Origin of the sequence: Bacillus swezeyi, assembly GCF_030908325.1 — a bacterium.
In the GTDB taxonomy this organism is placed as follows: domain Bacteria; phylum Bacillota; class Bacilli; order Bacillales; family Bacillaceae; genus Bacillus; species Bacillus swezeyi.
On record NZ_CP133085.1, the window covers coordinates 2,607,640 to 2,621,989 of the forward strand.

A 14,350-nucleotide genomic window follows, 5' to 3' on the forward strand; every position below is an offset into this window, starting at 1 on the left:
ACTAAAGAGGTGACTGAAGCATCACCTCTTACAACAAATCAGCTAAAGTTTTTAAACACCCTTCATTCTGCTCTTTCGTACCGATGGATATTCTGAGATGGGCCGGGAAGCCGAGCGCATTCCCAGATCTGACGATGTAGCCTTTTTTGAGCAGTTCGCCGAACAGGTCGTCTGCATCCCGTTTAAAATCGATCAGCACAAAATTTGTTTGTGAAGGATAATACTTCAGCCCGTGCTCAGAGCAGAAATCGCAGTACTGCTTAAGCCCTTCGTTGTTTTTTCTCACGCATTCTTCAATAAACGTCTGATCGCCGAGCGCGGCAAGTGCCGCAGCCTGCCCAAGCCGGTTTGTATTAAACGGCTGTCTCGCGGGTTCAATCGCCTGAATCAGCTGTTCTGGAGCTATGCCGTAGCCAACCCTTAAAGCCGCCAATCCGTATGCCTTTGAAAATGTTCTGAGAATCATCAGATTCGGAAAGCGTTTCAAAAGCGGAATGGTCTCAGGGTAGTCTTCTGCTGTTACATATTCATAATACGCTTCATCAACGACAGCGAGAACGTGTTCAGGCACCTCTTCAAGAAAACGGATCAGCTTTTGCTCCTGTTCATACGTTCCGGTCGGGTTATTCGGACTGCAGACCCAGACGACTTTTGTCTGTTCATCGATCGCCTCAAGCATGGAATCAAGGTCATGACAGCCGTTTTCAAGCAGGGCGACTTCCCGAACCTCAGCGCCTTCGATGACAGCATTGTGTTTGTACTGAGAAAATGTCGGATTCGCCATCACGGTATTTGTGCCCGCGCCTAGCAGTGAACGGGAAATAATTTGAATGACTTCATCTGTTCCGTTTCCTAGAATGATGTTTGTTTCATTTACGCCGAGATGTCCGGCAAGCTTTGTTCTAAGCGCCGCACTATAGCCGTCGGGATAAAGCGCCATTTGCTGAACTTCGGTCTGGAGAGCTTCTTTTGCCGCTTCAGAACAGCCGTACGGATTTTCGTTTGAAGCAAGCTTTACGACTGCATCCAGATTGAATTCTTTTTTGACTTCTTCAATGGGCTTGCCGGGCTGGTAAGGCTTTAACTGTTTTAATTGCTCTTTGATCTGCAACATTCTGTCACCTCATTTTACCATGTACGATACGCTGAATGTTTTAGCGTATTCTTCAAACGCTTTTAAGGCTTGCTCTCTTGTCTCAGAGCAGACGAGGTCATCTTTCAGCTCCTCGATCTTTCTGACAAGAGCGCTTCCTACGACAACGCCGTCCGCCAGTTCATTCATCATCTCCACTTGTTTGGAGCTGGAAATCCCAAATCCGACAGCAACAGGGACGGAGCTGATTCCCTTTACAGATCTGATGAATGAAGAAACAGAATCATCAAATTCATTGCGCACACCTGTCACGCCGAGCGAAGATACACAATACACAAACCCTTCCGCCTGCTGTGCAATTTTTTGAATGCGGCTTTCGCTTGTCGGCGCTACTAGGGAAATATATGTGATCCCTTGTTTTTTACACTCCTGCTGCAAATATACGCTTTCTTCAAAAGGCAGATCCGGTACTAAAAGTCCGTCTATTTCATTTTGTCGCAGTAAAGCGAAAAAGTGATCTGTATCTAATTGTAACACAGGATTGTAATACGTAAAGAGAATAATTGGGATGTGAACGCCGTTTTTTTTCATTTCACCGCCAAGCCTGATCGCTTTTACAATGTTCATATCATTTTCAAGCGCCCGTTTTGAAGCGCGCTGTATAACAGGCCCGTCTGCAAGCGGATCAGAATAAGGAACACCGAGTTCAAGAGCCGATGCGCCCGCCTCCTGAAGGGATTTTGCCAATTCGATCGAAACCTCCGGCAGCGGATCTCCCGCTGTAATAAACGGAACAAATAATTTATCGGACGGCTGATTTTTCAGATTGAACATCTTTATTCACCTCTTCTTCCAGCACCTTCATTAAGGTGTGGACGTCTTTGTCTCCCCTGCCTGAAAGGCAAACCAGAATACGTTTCTCTTTCGGCATGCCTTTTGCCATTTCAACTGCTTTTGCCAAAGCATGGGCCGATTCAATCGCCGGCAAAATACCTTCAGTTTGCGCCAGCTGTTTTAATGCCGCGACAGCCTCGTCGTCTGTTACAGATTCATAGCGGACGCGTCCGCTATGATGAAGATGGGCGTGCTCCGGACCGACTCCCGGATAGTCGAGTCCGGCCGAGATCGAATAAGGTTCAATGATCTGGCCGTATTCATCTTGAATCAAATAGGTCAAAGAACCGTGTATGACGCCTTTAGTGCCTTTTGTAATCGTAGCGGCGTGAAGGGACGTGTTGACGCCTTTCCCGGCGGCCTCAACGCCGATCAGCTCGACAGGCTCTTCAATAAATGAGCTGAACATCCCGATCGCATTGCTTCCGCCTCCGACACAGGCGATCACTTTATCAGGGAGAGATTGCTCCGCTTTATAAAACTGCGCTTTCGCTTCATCACCGATCATCCGTTGAAACTCCCGTACAATATATGGATACGGATGCGGCCCCACAACAGAACCAATCATGTAAAAATGATCTTGACAATGCTGAACCCAGTAGCGGATCGCTTCGTTTGTGGCGTCTTTCAGCGTGCCATTTCCGCTTGACACCGGTACGACTTCCGCCCCCAAAAGCTTCATCCGGAAAACGTTGAGCGACTGTCTTGCAACATCTTCTTCACCCATGAACACGACGCATGACAACCCGAATTTTGCGGCGACAGTCGCGGCGGCTACTCCATGCTGACCTGCACCGGTTTCAGCAATCAGCTTCGTTTTCCCCATTTTTTTGGCGAGCAGCGCCTGACCGAGGGCATTGTTGATTTTGTGGGCGCCGGTATGGTTTAAGTCTTCTCTTTTTAAATAGATTTTGGCCCCGCCGAGCTGCTTTGTCAGCTGGTCGGCAAAAGTCAGAGCCGTCGGGCGTCCTGAGTAGTCAAATAAAAGCTTTTGATATTCTTCTTGAAATGAAGGATCGTCTTTCAGTTCAAGAAACGCTTTTTCAATTTCTTCTAAAGGCTGCATGAGTGTTTCCGGAACAAATTTCCCTCCGAAATCTCCAAATCTGCCTTGCTCATTCGGATATGAATACATGATCGAACATCCTCTCTTCTAAAAGGTTCATCAGCTTTTCGCTTTTTTGGCCTTTTTCTTCAATTCCGCTTGCCAGATCAATTCCAGGCGGGCTCCACCGTAAAAGATCACCTATGCTTTTCGGGCTGACGCCGCCCGCGATAAACAGGCGCTTCCCTTCCCTGGCTGCCGCCTCTTTATATAACGGGACACTTTCCCATGAAAATGAAATACCTGTTCCTCCTCTCATGCCCTTGACGGAAGAGTCGATGACAAATCCGTCTATATAAGGTGCGATGGTTTTCATTTTCTGTACAGTTCCGCTTCCATGGTGGAGCGCCTTCCAAATCTCGCAATCTGTCATGCTTTTCAGCCGTTTAATGTCTTCGGCCGATTCATCCCCGTGAAGCTGAATCACGTCTAATTCCACATCTTCCGCGATTTGGGCGATCCGGCGAACATCCTCATTGACAAAAACGCCGACAAGCTGTTTTTCTTCCGTATCAATTTGCTCGCGCCAGCTTTTCACATCGGCGGGATCTGCGGCTCGTTTGCTTTCTGCGAAAATAAATCCGAGATAGTCCGCATTGGAGCGTGCAGTCACCTGCAAATCTGCCAAAGAATGAATTCCGCAATATTTCAAGCTTGGTTTATTCATCATTTGATTCTCCAAATAAAGCATGGACCGCGTTTAGCTGGGACGGTTCTCTCATGAGTGATTCCCCGACGAGAACAGCCTGCGCGCCGCAAGCTTTTGCAAATGACAAATCCTCTTTTCTGCCGATTCCGCTTTCGCTGACAAGAACGGTGCCGTCAGGAACCATTTTCGCGATCCGTTCCGTCTGGCTGATGGAAGTTTCAAAGGTTTTTAGATTTCGATTGTTCACGCCGATCATCTCAGGCGTAAAGACGTTCAAGATGCCTTCAAGCGTTTGTTCTCCATGAACTTCAACAAGCACATCCATTCCTTTTTGAACGGCTTCTTCATACAATTCAAAGAGCTCCCCTGGTTCAAGGGCCTCGCCTATCAGCAGGATCGCATCGGCGCCGATGCGGTTTGCTTCTTCAACCTGAATGGAATCGATGATAAAGTCCTTGCGCAGTACAGGGAGGGAAACCGTGCGCTTGACCGCTGACAAAAAATCATTCTTCCCTTGAAAAAAAGGAGTATCAGTCAGGACAGACAAGCAATCTGCTCCCGCCTGTTCATACTGTTTTGCGATGTTCTCAGGCTGAAAATCCGCTTGGATCACTCCTTTTGAAGGAGAAGCTTTTTTCACCTCAGCTATTAAAGCCACGAATCGATTCGGAGAAAGAAGAGCCTTTTTAAATGATCGCTTCGGCAGTTTCAGGTCCTCCGGCAGCACGATATTTAGCAGATCTTCCCGTTTTCTTTCGATAATTTGATTAAGCATACATTTCTTCCTCTTTCTGTTTTAATCGCTCGAGCTGGTTGAGCGCTTCACCTCTTTTGATGGTTTTCAATGCCATGTCAACCCCTTCTTTTAAACCGGACGCCTGGTCTGCGACATAAAGGGCAGCGCCTGCATTAAACGCAGCGATGTGAAGAGCTGATTCAGCACTCTGGTTTTTCAAAATATCCACAATAAGGCGGCCGCTTTCTTCAGGTGTCTGCACCTGGATGTCGCTCAGCCTGCCAAACGGCAGTCCAGCATCGGCCGGCTCGATCGTATATTCGATTCTTTTGCCGTCTCTCAGTTCAATCACATCTGTCGGTGATGTGATCGACAGCTCATCAAGTCCGTCCCGGCTTGAAACAAACAGAACGTGCTCAGGCTCAAAGGATTCTAAAGCACTGGCCATCAGCTTCGCTTTTTCAATTGAATAGACGCCGATCACCTGGCGTTTGGCCTTCATCGGGTTGCTGAGCGGACCAAGCAGGTTAAAGACGGTTCTAAACCCCAGATACTTTCTCGCGCCTGCCACATGCTTCATGGAGGAATGATAGCTTGGCGCATATAAGAAGCCCATGTTCCGCCGTTCAATACTGCGCTTTGTTTCCTCAGGTGTTGTCTGAATGGAAACGCCGAGGTATTCCAATACATCAGCACTCCCGCTTTTAGAAGAAACTGAACGATTACCATGCTTGGCAATTTGAGCGCCTGCCGCAGAGGCGATAATCGCTGCAGCGGTGGAGATGTTGAAAGTGGAAATGCCGTCGCCCCCCGTACCGCACGTATCGACAACATGTTCAGGGCCCTCCATTGTAAAAGCCTTCTCCCGCATCGCTCTGACAAAGCCTGTGACTTCCTCAACGGTCTCTCCCCGGTAGGCGAGAACGGAAAGCAGTCCTCCTATTTCAGCTGCGCTCAGTGTTCCGTTCATCATAAGATGCATGATCTCATTCGCTTCCGTTTCATTCATTGTTCGGCCATTAACGCATGATTTCAACAGTTTGTTCATTGCCGCCCTCCTCCTTTTCCAGAAACATTTCCTCTGCGATTTGGATCGTTTTAAGCAAAGCGCCGGCTTTATTGCATGTCTCTTCCCACTCCTTTTCAGGCACGGAGTCAGCTACAACCCCCGCACCGGCTTGGATGGACGCCACTCCGTTTTTCACGCTCATTGTGCGAATCGTAATGCAGGAATCGATATTGCCGTCAAAGCCGATATAAGCGATACATCCGCCATAAGTTTCCCTAGGGGCGGGTTCAAGCTCATTTAAGAGCTGCATCGCCCTGATTTTCGGAGCGCCTGTCAGCGTCCCGGCCGGAAATGCACTCATCAAGGCATCGGCCGGATGAACGCCGGCTTTTATTGAACCGGTTACGATTGAAATGATGTGCATGACATGGGAAAAAGAGACGATTTTTGTGAATTCGGGAACTTGAACAGATCCGTATTCAGCAACTCTGCCGATATCATTTCTCGCCAAATCGACGAGCATATAATGTTCTGCTTTTTCTTTCTCATCTGCCAACAGCTCTTTTTGAAGCCGTTCATCCTCAGCCTGGTCATGGCCTCTTTTTCTCGTTCCGGCGATCGGATGGATTTCAAGGTGGCCGTTCTGAACATGAATCAGGCGTTCAGGGGAGCTTCCGACAAGCTCTCGGTCAGGCAGCTTGATATAGTACATGTAAGGCGACGGATTGATCATTCTCAGCACTCTGTATAATGCAAAGGAACTGACTTTCACCGGAATATCAAACCTTTGGGAAAGCACCCCTTGAAATATGTCCCCCGCTTTAATGTACGCTTTCAAACGTTCAACATCGGCTAAAAACTGCGATTTCTCATAGGTGGATTGAACATTTTCAAAGCTTGGGGTCCCGTGCCGTCCTTGCGGGAGAAACAGCTCCTTCGCCGTTTTCCCGTCTGAGAGCCTCTGTGTAAGCTTCTTCAGCTCCCGCTTCGCCTGCTGAAAGTGCAGGGCTTTTTCTTCCTTTGTTTCACTCCCGTTCAGTCTCACATATTGAATGAAGTGCAGCTTTTTCAGCTCATGATCATAGGCGATCATTGTCCGGCAGACATACAGCAGACATTTTGCCATCTCTGTTTCTTTTTTGTGTTTTGCGATGGACGGTTCAAGAAGAGACATGAGATCATAGCTCAAATAGCCGACGGCCCCGCCGGTAAATGGTATATCCAGATTCGGCGCCTTAATGAAGCACGTATCCGACATCCATTGGAGAACTTCCTTCAACTGTGAAGCGGTGTAAAGCTTCTCCATTTCTTCTCCGCAGACATGAAATTGACCGCTCTCCTCTTTAATTGTCAAAAAAGGATTCAGTCCGATAAAAGAATATCTCGACCATGCGGATGTATCGTCTTTGCTTTCCAGCAAATACACGATATCGTCCTGCAGCGTTTCCACCATATGAACAGGGGTCAGCGTATCGACAGAAAAACTTTCAATAATAGGAATCGTTTTAAAATGTGAAGTATCCTCCATAAAAGAGGAAAAATCGGTTTGAAAACTCAATTTTTTTCTCACTCCTTATCAAGGCGGAGGAGAATGAGAAGAAAGCCTGAGAGGCAAATAAATTGATTTGACATGTGGGGTTAAAATAAACAAACCCAAAAGAACAGCGTCTTTTGGGTAGGAGTAATAAACGTTTTGTCTCAGCTCATCTAAACTCATTCTCAAACTACCCTAGTCTCATACTCAGCTTTCATTTTTAAAAACCTCATATACACACTCCTGTGTATTTCCAAGGTTGGTTTATACAATCGTATTACAATTCAGTCTTTTTTGTCAATGATAAATCGGGTCTGAGTATGACTGCATTTTCCAAATAGACGTGCCGGACTTCATCCTGCCGCTTTTCAGTCTGCACAGTCATCATCACCCTGATGCATTGCTTAAGGCCATGCTCAACATCCATTTCCTGCATGCACATCACCGGCACATGCTGCCAGCCGTCAATTGTTCTGACAACCTTTGCAGGAAAAGCCGCATGAATATCGGAAGTTGCCGAAATCAAAATCTGCACCACTTGCTCAGGTTCGATTTCATTTTCACTAATCATTTTTTCAATCAGCTGCTTCGTTTTTGCCGTAATGTCATTGTCTGTATCTTGTTCAACAGTGGTCGCCCCCCGAATCCCGCGCATCATCATTCGTCTCCCTCCAATCTCCACATATTCAGCCATCGTTCGATTTCTTCGGCTTTAAAGGAGTGCAGACGCACACTGCCAATCCGGTCTAGCAGGACAAACTGAATGACTCCTCCGCGCGTTTTTTTATCATTCATCATTCGGCTGATAAGCGCTTCTGTGGGAATCTCCTGTTTCACGCTTCCCGGATATCCGAGCTTTTGCAGCCAGTCTGAAATCGGCCTGCGGTCAAGCGGACAATTCAGAACCTTTTCGCTGACAAACAAAGCGAATTGCATGCCTAAGGCAACGGCGTCGCCATGGGTGATGTCTCCATAGCCGTATTCGGCTTCAACAGCATGGCCCAGCGTGTGGCCGAAATTTAAATAGGCTCTGATTCCTTCCTCCCGCTCATCTTTTGAAACGATCGCAGCCTTTATCGAAATGCCTTTATAAACCATTTCATTCAGCTGTTCATTTGTTACCGCTTCAATTGAATCGATCTTGAGAAGGTCGTGCACAAACGATTCATCATGAATAAAAGCATGTTTTATGACTTCCGCCATCCCTGACCTCATCTCTTTTTCAGGAAGAGTTGCCAGGCATTCCGTATCATAAATCACCGCTTTGGGCTGATGAAAAGCGCCGATTAAATTTTTGCCGAGCGGGTGATTAATGGCGACTTTGCCTCCGACTGCGCTGTCATGGGACAGCAGTGTCGTCGGAAATTGAACATAATCGATGCCTCTCATAAACGTCGAAGCTACGAATCCGGCAAGATCGCCGACGACACCTCCCCCAAGCGCCAAAATGCATGACGAACGGTCAAGCTGAAACTGGATGGCTTCCGTCTGCAGCTTCATATACATATCGATAGACTTGGCTTGTTCTCCGCTTGGCACAACTACTTTTTTTACAGGCCATCTCCCTTGGAGAAGATTGAACAGCTCTTCTCCATAGCGTTTATCTACTTCTTCGTCGGTAATCAAGAGCAGTTTCGTCATCGGAAGGTTTAAAGTCGACAAAAGCTCAGCCGCATTTTTTCTGATGCCTCCTCCGATCAAAACCGGATAAGACAAGGAAGCGGTCTCGATTTGAAGTGATCTCATTAAAACTCCCTCACAAGTTTTCTCATGTTCTCGACATTTTCAGCGATTCGATCCATTTGGTCAACGCCAAACTGTTCAACGATCGCATTTGCGATTTCCCATGCGACAACCGCTTCTGCCACAACGCTTGCAGCAGGCACTGCGCAGGAATCAGAACGTTCAATGCTTGCACTGAACGGCTCTTTCGTTTCGATATCAACGCTTTTCAGCGGTTTGTATAAAGTCGGGATCGGTTTCATGACGCCTCTGACAACAATCGGCATCCCAGTTGTCATTCCGCCTTCAAGCCCGCCGAGACGGTTCGTTGCCCGTGTATAGCCTTTTTCTTCATCCCAAATGATTTCGTCATGGACCTCACTGCCATTTTTTCTTGCCGCCTCAAAGCCGATGCCGAATTCAACACCTTTAAAGGCATTGATGCTTAATACAGCTGCCGCCAGCTTGCTGTCCAGCTTGCGGTCGTAGTGAACATAGCTGCCGACTCCGACAGGAACCCCTTCAACGACCACTTCGACAATTCCGCCGATAGAATCTCCGTTTGCTTTTGCTTCATCGATCGCAACCATCATCTTTTGGCCTGCTTCTTCGTCATAGCATCTGACAGGAGACTCTTCTGTTACTTTTTTCAAATCTTCAATAGACTCGTAATTTGTTTGTTCGGCTTTTACCCCGCCAATCTCCAGCACATGTCCGGCCACTTGAATGCCGAGCTGGGAGAGGATCCTTTTGGCAACAGCTCCTGCCGCGACCCGGACGGTTGTCTCCCTGGCAGAAGAACGCTCAAGCACATTGCGCATATCCCTGTGTCCATATTTGATCGCGCCGTTCAAATCGGCGTGCCCCGGTCTCGGTCTGGAAATCTGGCGCTTCATTTCGCTCTCTTCTTCTTCTGTAATCGGTTCTGAACCCATGATTTTTGTCCAATGTTTCCAGTCTTTGTTTTCCACGACAAGAGCAATCGGGGATCCAAGGGAACGCCCGTGCCTTACACCGCTTGTAATCTGCACCTGATCTGTTTCAATTTGCATCCGGCGTCCGCGGCCGTGTCCTTTTTGCCGCCTGAGAAGCTCGCGATTAATGTCTTCTTTTGTGAGATAAAGCCCTGACGGAACTCCTTCAATAATTGTTGTAAGCTGCGGGCCGTGAGATTCTCCGGCTGTTAAATACCTCATGCTTTCGTTCTCCCTTCATCACATTAACGCTTTTAAGTAAAACTATAACATAACCTTTCATAAAAAGTCAGCTAACTTTTTTGATAGAAAAAGGTATCCGTTGATTGAAAACCGTATTTTTCCGGATTGAAAATCTGCTCTGTGCTTCCCACAAACAAAACGCCGTTCGGCTTTAAACTTTGGCTGAACTTATGGTAGATCGTCTCTTTCGCATCCTCTGTGAAATAAATTAATACGTTGCGGCAGACGATAATATCAAAATCTTTCGCATAGGAATCAGCTAATAAATTGTGTTTTTGAAAGCGGATGTTTTTCCGTATTTCATCTTTGACGGTGAATCGGCTTCCGTTTTGGGTAAAATACAGTTCTTTCATTTCTTTCGGTACTTCCTGCAAGGATTTTTCCTGATACGTCCCTTCTTTTGCTTTGGCCAGCACTTTGTCATCGATATCTGTAGCGATAATCTGATAGTCTGCCAGGTTCTTCTGCCTGCTTAAAATCATGGATAATGTATACGGCTCTTCTCCCGTTGAGCACGCCGCACTCCAAACCTTAAGCGTTTTGGCGGGCTTTAGCAGCGGTAGAATCGTTTTTTCGAGCACATCCCATCTTTTATAGTTTCTGTAAAATTCAGAAACATTTATCGTCATCCTGTCTAAAGTCTCTTGAAGAAGACTGTCATTTTTTTCGAGGGCGAGCGCAAACTCCCGAAAGTCGCCAAAGCCCTTCTTCTCATAAAGAGACGTCAATCTTCTTTTCATCTGCGCCTCTTTATACAATGTCAAGTCAACACCAGTTATTTTTTTCCATTTATCAACGAAGAAGCTGTAATTGTCCATGTTTTCTCTCCTAATCCATCATGCTGATATGAGTACAATTATAGCCTGTTTTCTTGAGAATTTGTATGTTTAAAATAAAAAAACGCCCGCTTCTTAAAAAAGGGGGCAACGGCTGTTTAGCTCCATGTAAAAAATCAGCTTTTCAGCTGATTTTAATAGATCCATTGATTTATTAATTTTTCTGCTTTTACAAGTTCATCCTGTTTAAAAAACAAATTGATTTCGCGAAGTGCACTTTCAGGAGAATCTGAACCGTGAATGATGTTTTTTCCGACAAATATGCCGAAATCTCCGCGAATTGTACCCGGGAGAGCTTCCTTAGGGTTCGTTTTTCCGATCAGCTGTCTGGCGATTGCTATCGCGTCTTCACCTTCCCATACCATGGCAAAAACGGGACCGGATGTGATAAAGTCAACGAGCTCGCCAAAAAACGGCTTTTCTTTATGCTCTTTATAATGCTCGCCCGCTGTCTCCTCTGAGACCTTCATCAGCTTGGCTCCTGCCAATTGTAAGCCCTTACGTTCGAATCTTAATAAAATCTCGCCGATCAGCTGACGCTGAACGCCATCAGGTTTTACCATTACAAAGGTTTTTTCCATAGTCGATTCTCCACCCCACTGTTATGTATAGGCTTTCAACACTACATCGGAAATATAACATTTTTCAATCAAATAATCAATAAAGGGTGGAGAATATTCATACTTTTGACTTATTTCTCTAAAATTTTCGCTTTCCGATGTATTTCGCAATTTGCCCCAGAGCTGTTCTTGCGCGATTTTTCGGAAGCGTTTCAAGCAGGCGGAATGCCTTGTTCAAATACATTTCACTGACTTTGAACGACTGTTCAATGGCATCGGTTTTTTTCAGCTCTTCGATGACCGGTTTGATCTGTTCAGGGGTCGTTTCACTATTGATCAGTTTTAAACGGGCTTTTAATTCAGGCGATTTCAGCGAGTATAGAACAGGCAGCGTCACATTCCCCTGAAGCAAATCCCCGCCAACAGGTTTGCCCAGCTCTTCTTCACTGGCCGTAAAATCGAGGATGTCATCAATAATCTGATATGACATTCCGACATAATAGCCGAACCAATAAAGTGTTTTATGAACCTTTTCCCCTGCTCCCGCGGCAATGGCGCCAAGCTGGCAGCTCGCTGCAATCAGAAGCGCCGTCTTCCGCTTGATCCTTCTTAAATAGGTTCTGAGGTTTTGCTCCATATTATATTTATCTTTAATTTGCTCGATTTCTCCAAGGCATACTTCAACAAGGGCCTGCGACAGGATTTCGTGGGCTTTCGGCTCGTTTATTTTTGTCATGGATTCAAGTGAACGGGCAAACAAATAATCGCCTGTATACATTGCAATGCGATTATCCCACTTTGCTTTGATTGTCGGCTGTCCTCTTCTAAGCTCAGCATCATCAATGACATCATCATGGACGAGCGAAGCCATATGCATCAGTTCAAGAGAAACCGCGACATTTTTAATTTTGTTAATGTCATATTCCCCGAACATGCCGCAAAGCAGAACAAACACCGGACGGATCCGTTTGCCTCCGGCCTGCAGTAAATGAAGGCTTGCTTCACTCAGCAAAGGATAGTCGGAGTGCACGGTCTTTTCCAGCTCTTTTTCTATTAAATCAATATCGTTATTCAAAAAAGAATATAACGTTGTCAATTTCATTTTAATTCACCCGAGTATTTCAGTAGTCATCACCGCTTCTTCCAGCCGACATGTGTAGCTGCTACGCCGCCTGTGAATGGATGATATTGAACATTTTCTAGCCCAGCCTTTTCAAATAAGTCTGCAAGCTCTTTCATACCCGGAAATTCCCTGGCTGATTCTTGAAGCCAGGAATACTCTTTAAAGCTTTTCGCAAAGAGCTTTCCAAACACAGGCATAATAAAGCGGAAATAAAGAAAGTACAGCTGTTTAAACCCGAACATTTCCGGCTGGGACGTTTCAAGGCAGACAACTTGACCGCCGGGTTTCACCACGCGTGCCATCTCTTTTAAGGCCGTTAAATAATCAGGGACATTACGGAGTCCAAAGCCGATCGTGACATAGTCGAACGAATTGTCGGGAAAAGGCAGCTCCATCGCATTGCCGTGGATCAATTCAATCTGGGTGTATTGATCGGTTTTTTGTTCGGCAATGCTCAGCATATTTTTGCTGAAGTCAAGACCTTTGACCTCGCCCGTCTCTCCTGCAGCATCCGCGAGCGCGATCGTCCAGTCCGCCGTCCCGCAGCAGACATCAAGCGCCTTGGCTCCTTTTTGAACTTTCATGATCCGCATCGTTTTATCTCGCCATTTTTTATGCTGCTTAAAACTGATGACGGAATTCATCTGGTCATAATTTTTGTAGATTTTTTCAAACACGCCGTGTACGCGCTGTTCTTTTGACTGCTCCATGACGGTTACCCTTCTTCCACTTTCTGATGATAGGTTCGTTTTTCAGGCCTAATCGCTTGCAGGCGGTCCAAAAGCCATTTTTGAACGGCAGGCTTTTTGGCAAGGCATTGGTCAATCTGAAGCTTCGCTTTTTGATAAGCCGCACCGGCCAATTGCCCGCATGAAACCTGATTTTCCGGAAATTCTTCCTTTAAAATCGTCTCCAGCAAACGGGAGTCTGAAGCCTTTTCTTCGGCCGCAAGCCTTTTAAACACAAGAAAGTCGTTGGCGGCTGTTTTCCAGTGAGGCAGATAAAAGTGGTCGGCGAGATGGTGAAAAAGTGCAGCTTCCACTATGCTGACGCTTTTTTCCAGGCTGTTTAGGTCTTTTGCGGAATGATCATAAAGCCTTATCTTATGTTCATTAATTTCTTTAATGGCCGCAGCAAGCGTCCGAATCATATAGATATCCTTCATACCCGATAACAGGGAGTAGTACATGCCGCTGAAATAATCCCCGGCCAGAACCGTCAGCTGGCGGTTTTTATAGTCATCCTGCTTAATTGAAGCTGCGGTCGTGACTTCATCATGGGTATCAAGGGCTGTTTGAACAAGCATCGCCGTTAAAATGTAATTTTCTTTGTCAGCTTCTATTAATTCCGTTTCATCAAACAGAGCGTAAAACAGAAACAGCTTATCCTCATCAACTTTTGGCGCAGTTAAATGCTTAGCCAAATAAGGATGTGAAAGCTTTTTATTCAGCTTGATTTTCAAATAAGATAATTGTCCGTAGATGTCTTGCAAAGATATCACCCTTGTCCCAAAATTCGCAGTTTTTCTCTTGATTGATTATGAATCTTTTTGAAGCGGAGAAAGTTTAAGTATACCATAATATGATGAAAATGAACGGCTTATGCCATGAAAGGGGCCGAAAGATGGCTGCACTATTTTTTCGCTTCGCTTTTCATCTCGCCGTTGGCTGTTTGGATAAGAGCCTCGCCGCGGACTTTTATAGCGGAGGTATGCTCGGTAAACTGGCAGATCATCACTTCGCCTTTATCGAGCTTTTCAGAATGATGAAACCTCGTATCTGTTCCTCTTGTCAGGCCAATCACATTTACGCCGTCCTCAACGGCTTTAATCACCACAAAATCATTCGATTGATTATTGGTCATGTTTATCGC

The 14,350-nt window shown here is 46.1% G+C and carries 16 protein-coding genes; all 16 read right to left on the minus strand.

Translation table 11 applies throughout. The features are described from left to right. Positions 1-28: 28 nt before the first annotated feature. A complete protein-coding gene (gene hisC, locus RBH91_RS12865; protein WP_076759003.1) occupies positions 29-1,111 on the minus strand; it encodes a histidinol-phosphate transaminase in 1,083 nt (360 codons plus the stop codon). Positions 1,112-1,123: 12 nt separating this feature from the next. Next, entirely contained in the window at positions 1,124-1,927 is an 804-nt protein-coding gene (trpA, locus tag RBH91_RS12870; RefSeq protein WP_307891848.1) for a tryptophan synthase subunit alpha, read from the minus strand. Beyond that, positions 1,896-3,122 carry a tryptophan synthase subunit beta gene (gene trpB, locus RBH91_RS12875; RefSeq protein ID WP_150194288.1) on the minus strand — a complete coding sequence of 409 codons (1,227 nt, stop codon included), beginning with the start codon at positions 3,120-3,122 and terminating at the stop codon, positions 1,896-1,898. The genes trpA and trpB overlap by 32 nt, the downstream gene beginning before the upstream one ends. Continuing rightward, complete coding sequence (locus RBH91_RS12880; RefSeq protein WP_076758890.1) at positions 3,103-3,759, minus strand: phosphoribosylanthranilate isomerase; 657 nt, start codon at positions 3,757-3,759, stop codon at positions 3,103-3,105. Before RBH91_RS12880 ends, trpB begins: the two co-directional genes overlap by 20 nt. Beyond that, complete coding sequence (trpC, locus tag RBH91_RS12885; RefSeq protein WP_076758888.1) at positions 3,752-4,516, minus strand: indole-3-glycerol phosphate synthase TrpC; 765 nt, start codon at positions 4,514-4,516, stop codon at positions 3,752-3,754. The genes RBH91_RS12880 and trpC overlap by 8 nt, the downstream gene beginning before the upstream one ends. Continuing rightward, positions 4,509-5,525 carry an anthranilate phosphoribosyltransferase gene (gene trpD, locus RBH91_RS12890; RefSeq protein ID WP_307891849.1) on the minus strand — a complete coding sequence of 339 codons (1,017 nt, stop codon included), beginning with the start codon at positions 5,523-5,525 and terminating at the stop codon, positions 4,509-4,511. Before trpD ends, trpC begins: the two co-directional genes overlap by 8 nt. Next, on the minus strand, positions 5,497-7,044 hold the full coding sequence (gene trpE, locus RBH91_RS12895; RefSeq protein WP_307891850.1) for an anthranilate synthase component I: 1,548 nt from the start codon (positions 7,042-7,044) through the stop codon (positions 5,497-5,499). Before trpE ends, trpD begins: the two co-directional genes overlap by 29 nt. A gap of 253 nt (positions 7,045-7,297) precedes the next feature. Beyond that, positions 7,298-7,681: a chorismate mutase gene (aroH, locus tag RBH91_RS12900; protein WP_076758878.1), complete on the minus strand. Its 384-nt coding sequence runs from the start codon at positions 7,679-7,681 to the stop codon at positions 7,298-7,300. Next, positions 7,678-8,766, minus strand: a complete 1,089-nt coding sequence (aroB, locus tag RBH91_RS12905; RefSeq protein WP_307891851.1) for a 3-dehydroquinate synthase — start codon at positions 8,764-8,766, stop codon at positions 7,678-7,680. The genes aroH and aroB overlap by 4 nt, the downstream gene beginning before the upstream one ends. Further along, positions 8,766-9,938: a chorismate synthase gene (aroC, locus tag RBH91_RS12910; RefSeq protein ID WP_307891853.1), complete on the minus strand. Its 1,173-nt coding sequence runs from the start codon at positions 9,936-9,938 to the stop codon at positions 8,766-8,768. Before aroC ends, aroB begins: the two co-directional genes overlap by 1 nt. A gap of 71 nt (positions 9,939-10,009) precedes the next feature. Continuing rightward, a complete protein-coding gene (locus RBH91_RS12915) occupies positions 10,010-10,777 on the minus strand; it encodes a CheR family methyltransferase (protein WP_307891854.1) in 768 nt (255 codons plus the stop codon). A gap of 152 nt (positions 10,778-10,929) precedes the next feature. After that, complete coding sequence (gene ndk / locus RBH91_RS12920) at positions 10,930-11,376, minus strand: nucleoside-diphosphate kinase (protein WP_307891855.1); 447 nt, start codon at positions 11,374-11,376, stop codon at positions 10,930-10,932. A gap of 118 nt (positions 11,377-11,494) precedes the next feature. Continuing rightward, positions 11,495-12,457 carry a heptaprenyl diphosphate synthase component II gene (gene hepT, locus RBH91_RS12925; protein ID WP_307891856.1) on the minus strand — a complete coding sequence of 321 codons (963 nt, stop codon included), beginning with the start codon at positions 12,455-12,457 and terminating at the stop codon, positions 11,495-11,497. 29 nt (positions 12,458-12,486) lie between these two features. Continuing rightward, complete coding sequence (locus tag RBH91_RS12930) at positions 12,487-13,188, minus strand: demethylmenaquinone methyltransferase (RefSeq protein WP_307891857.1); 702 nt, start codon at positions 13,186-13,188, stop codon at positions 12,487-12,489. A gap of 5 nt (positions 13,189-13,193) precedes the next feature. Then, positions 13,194-13,970, minus strand: coding sequence for a heptaprenyl diphosphate synthase component 1 (locus RBH91_RS12935; protein ID WP_307891858.1), 777 nt, complete (start codon positions 13,968-13,970; stop codon positions 13,194-13,196). A 140-nt stretch (positions 13,971-14,110) separates the two neighbouring features. Beyond that, positions 14,111-14,341 (minus strand): trp RNA-binding attenuation protein MtrB, encoded by a 231-nt coding sequence (gene mtrB, locus RBH91_RS12940; protein ID WP_076758850.1) that lies wholly within the window; start codon positions 14,339-14,341, stop codon positions 14,111-14,113. Positions 14,342-14,350 lie beyond the last annotated feature (9 nt).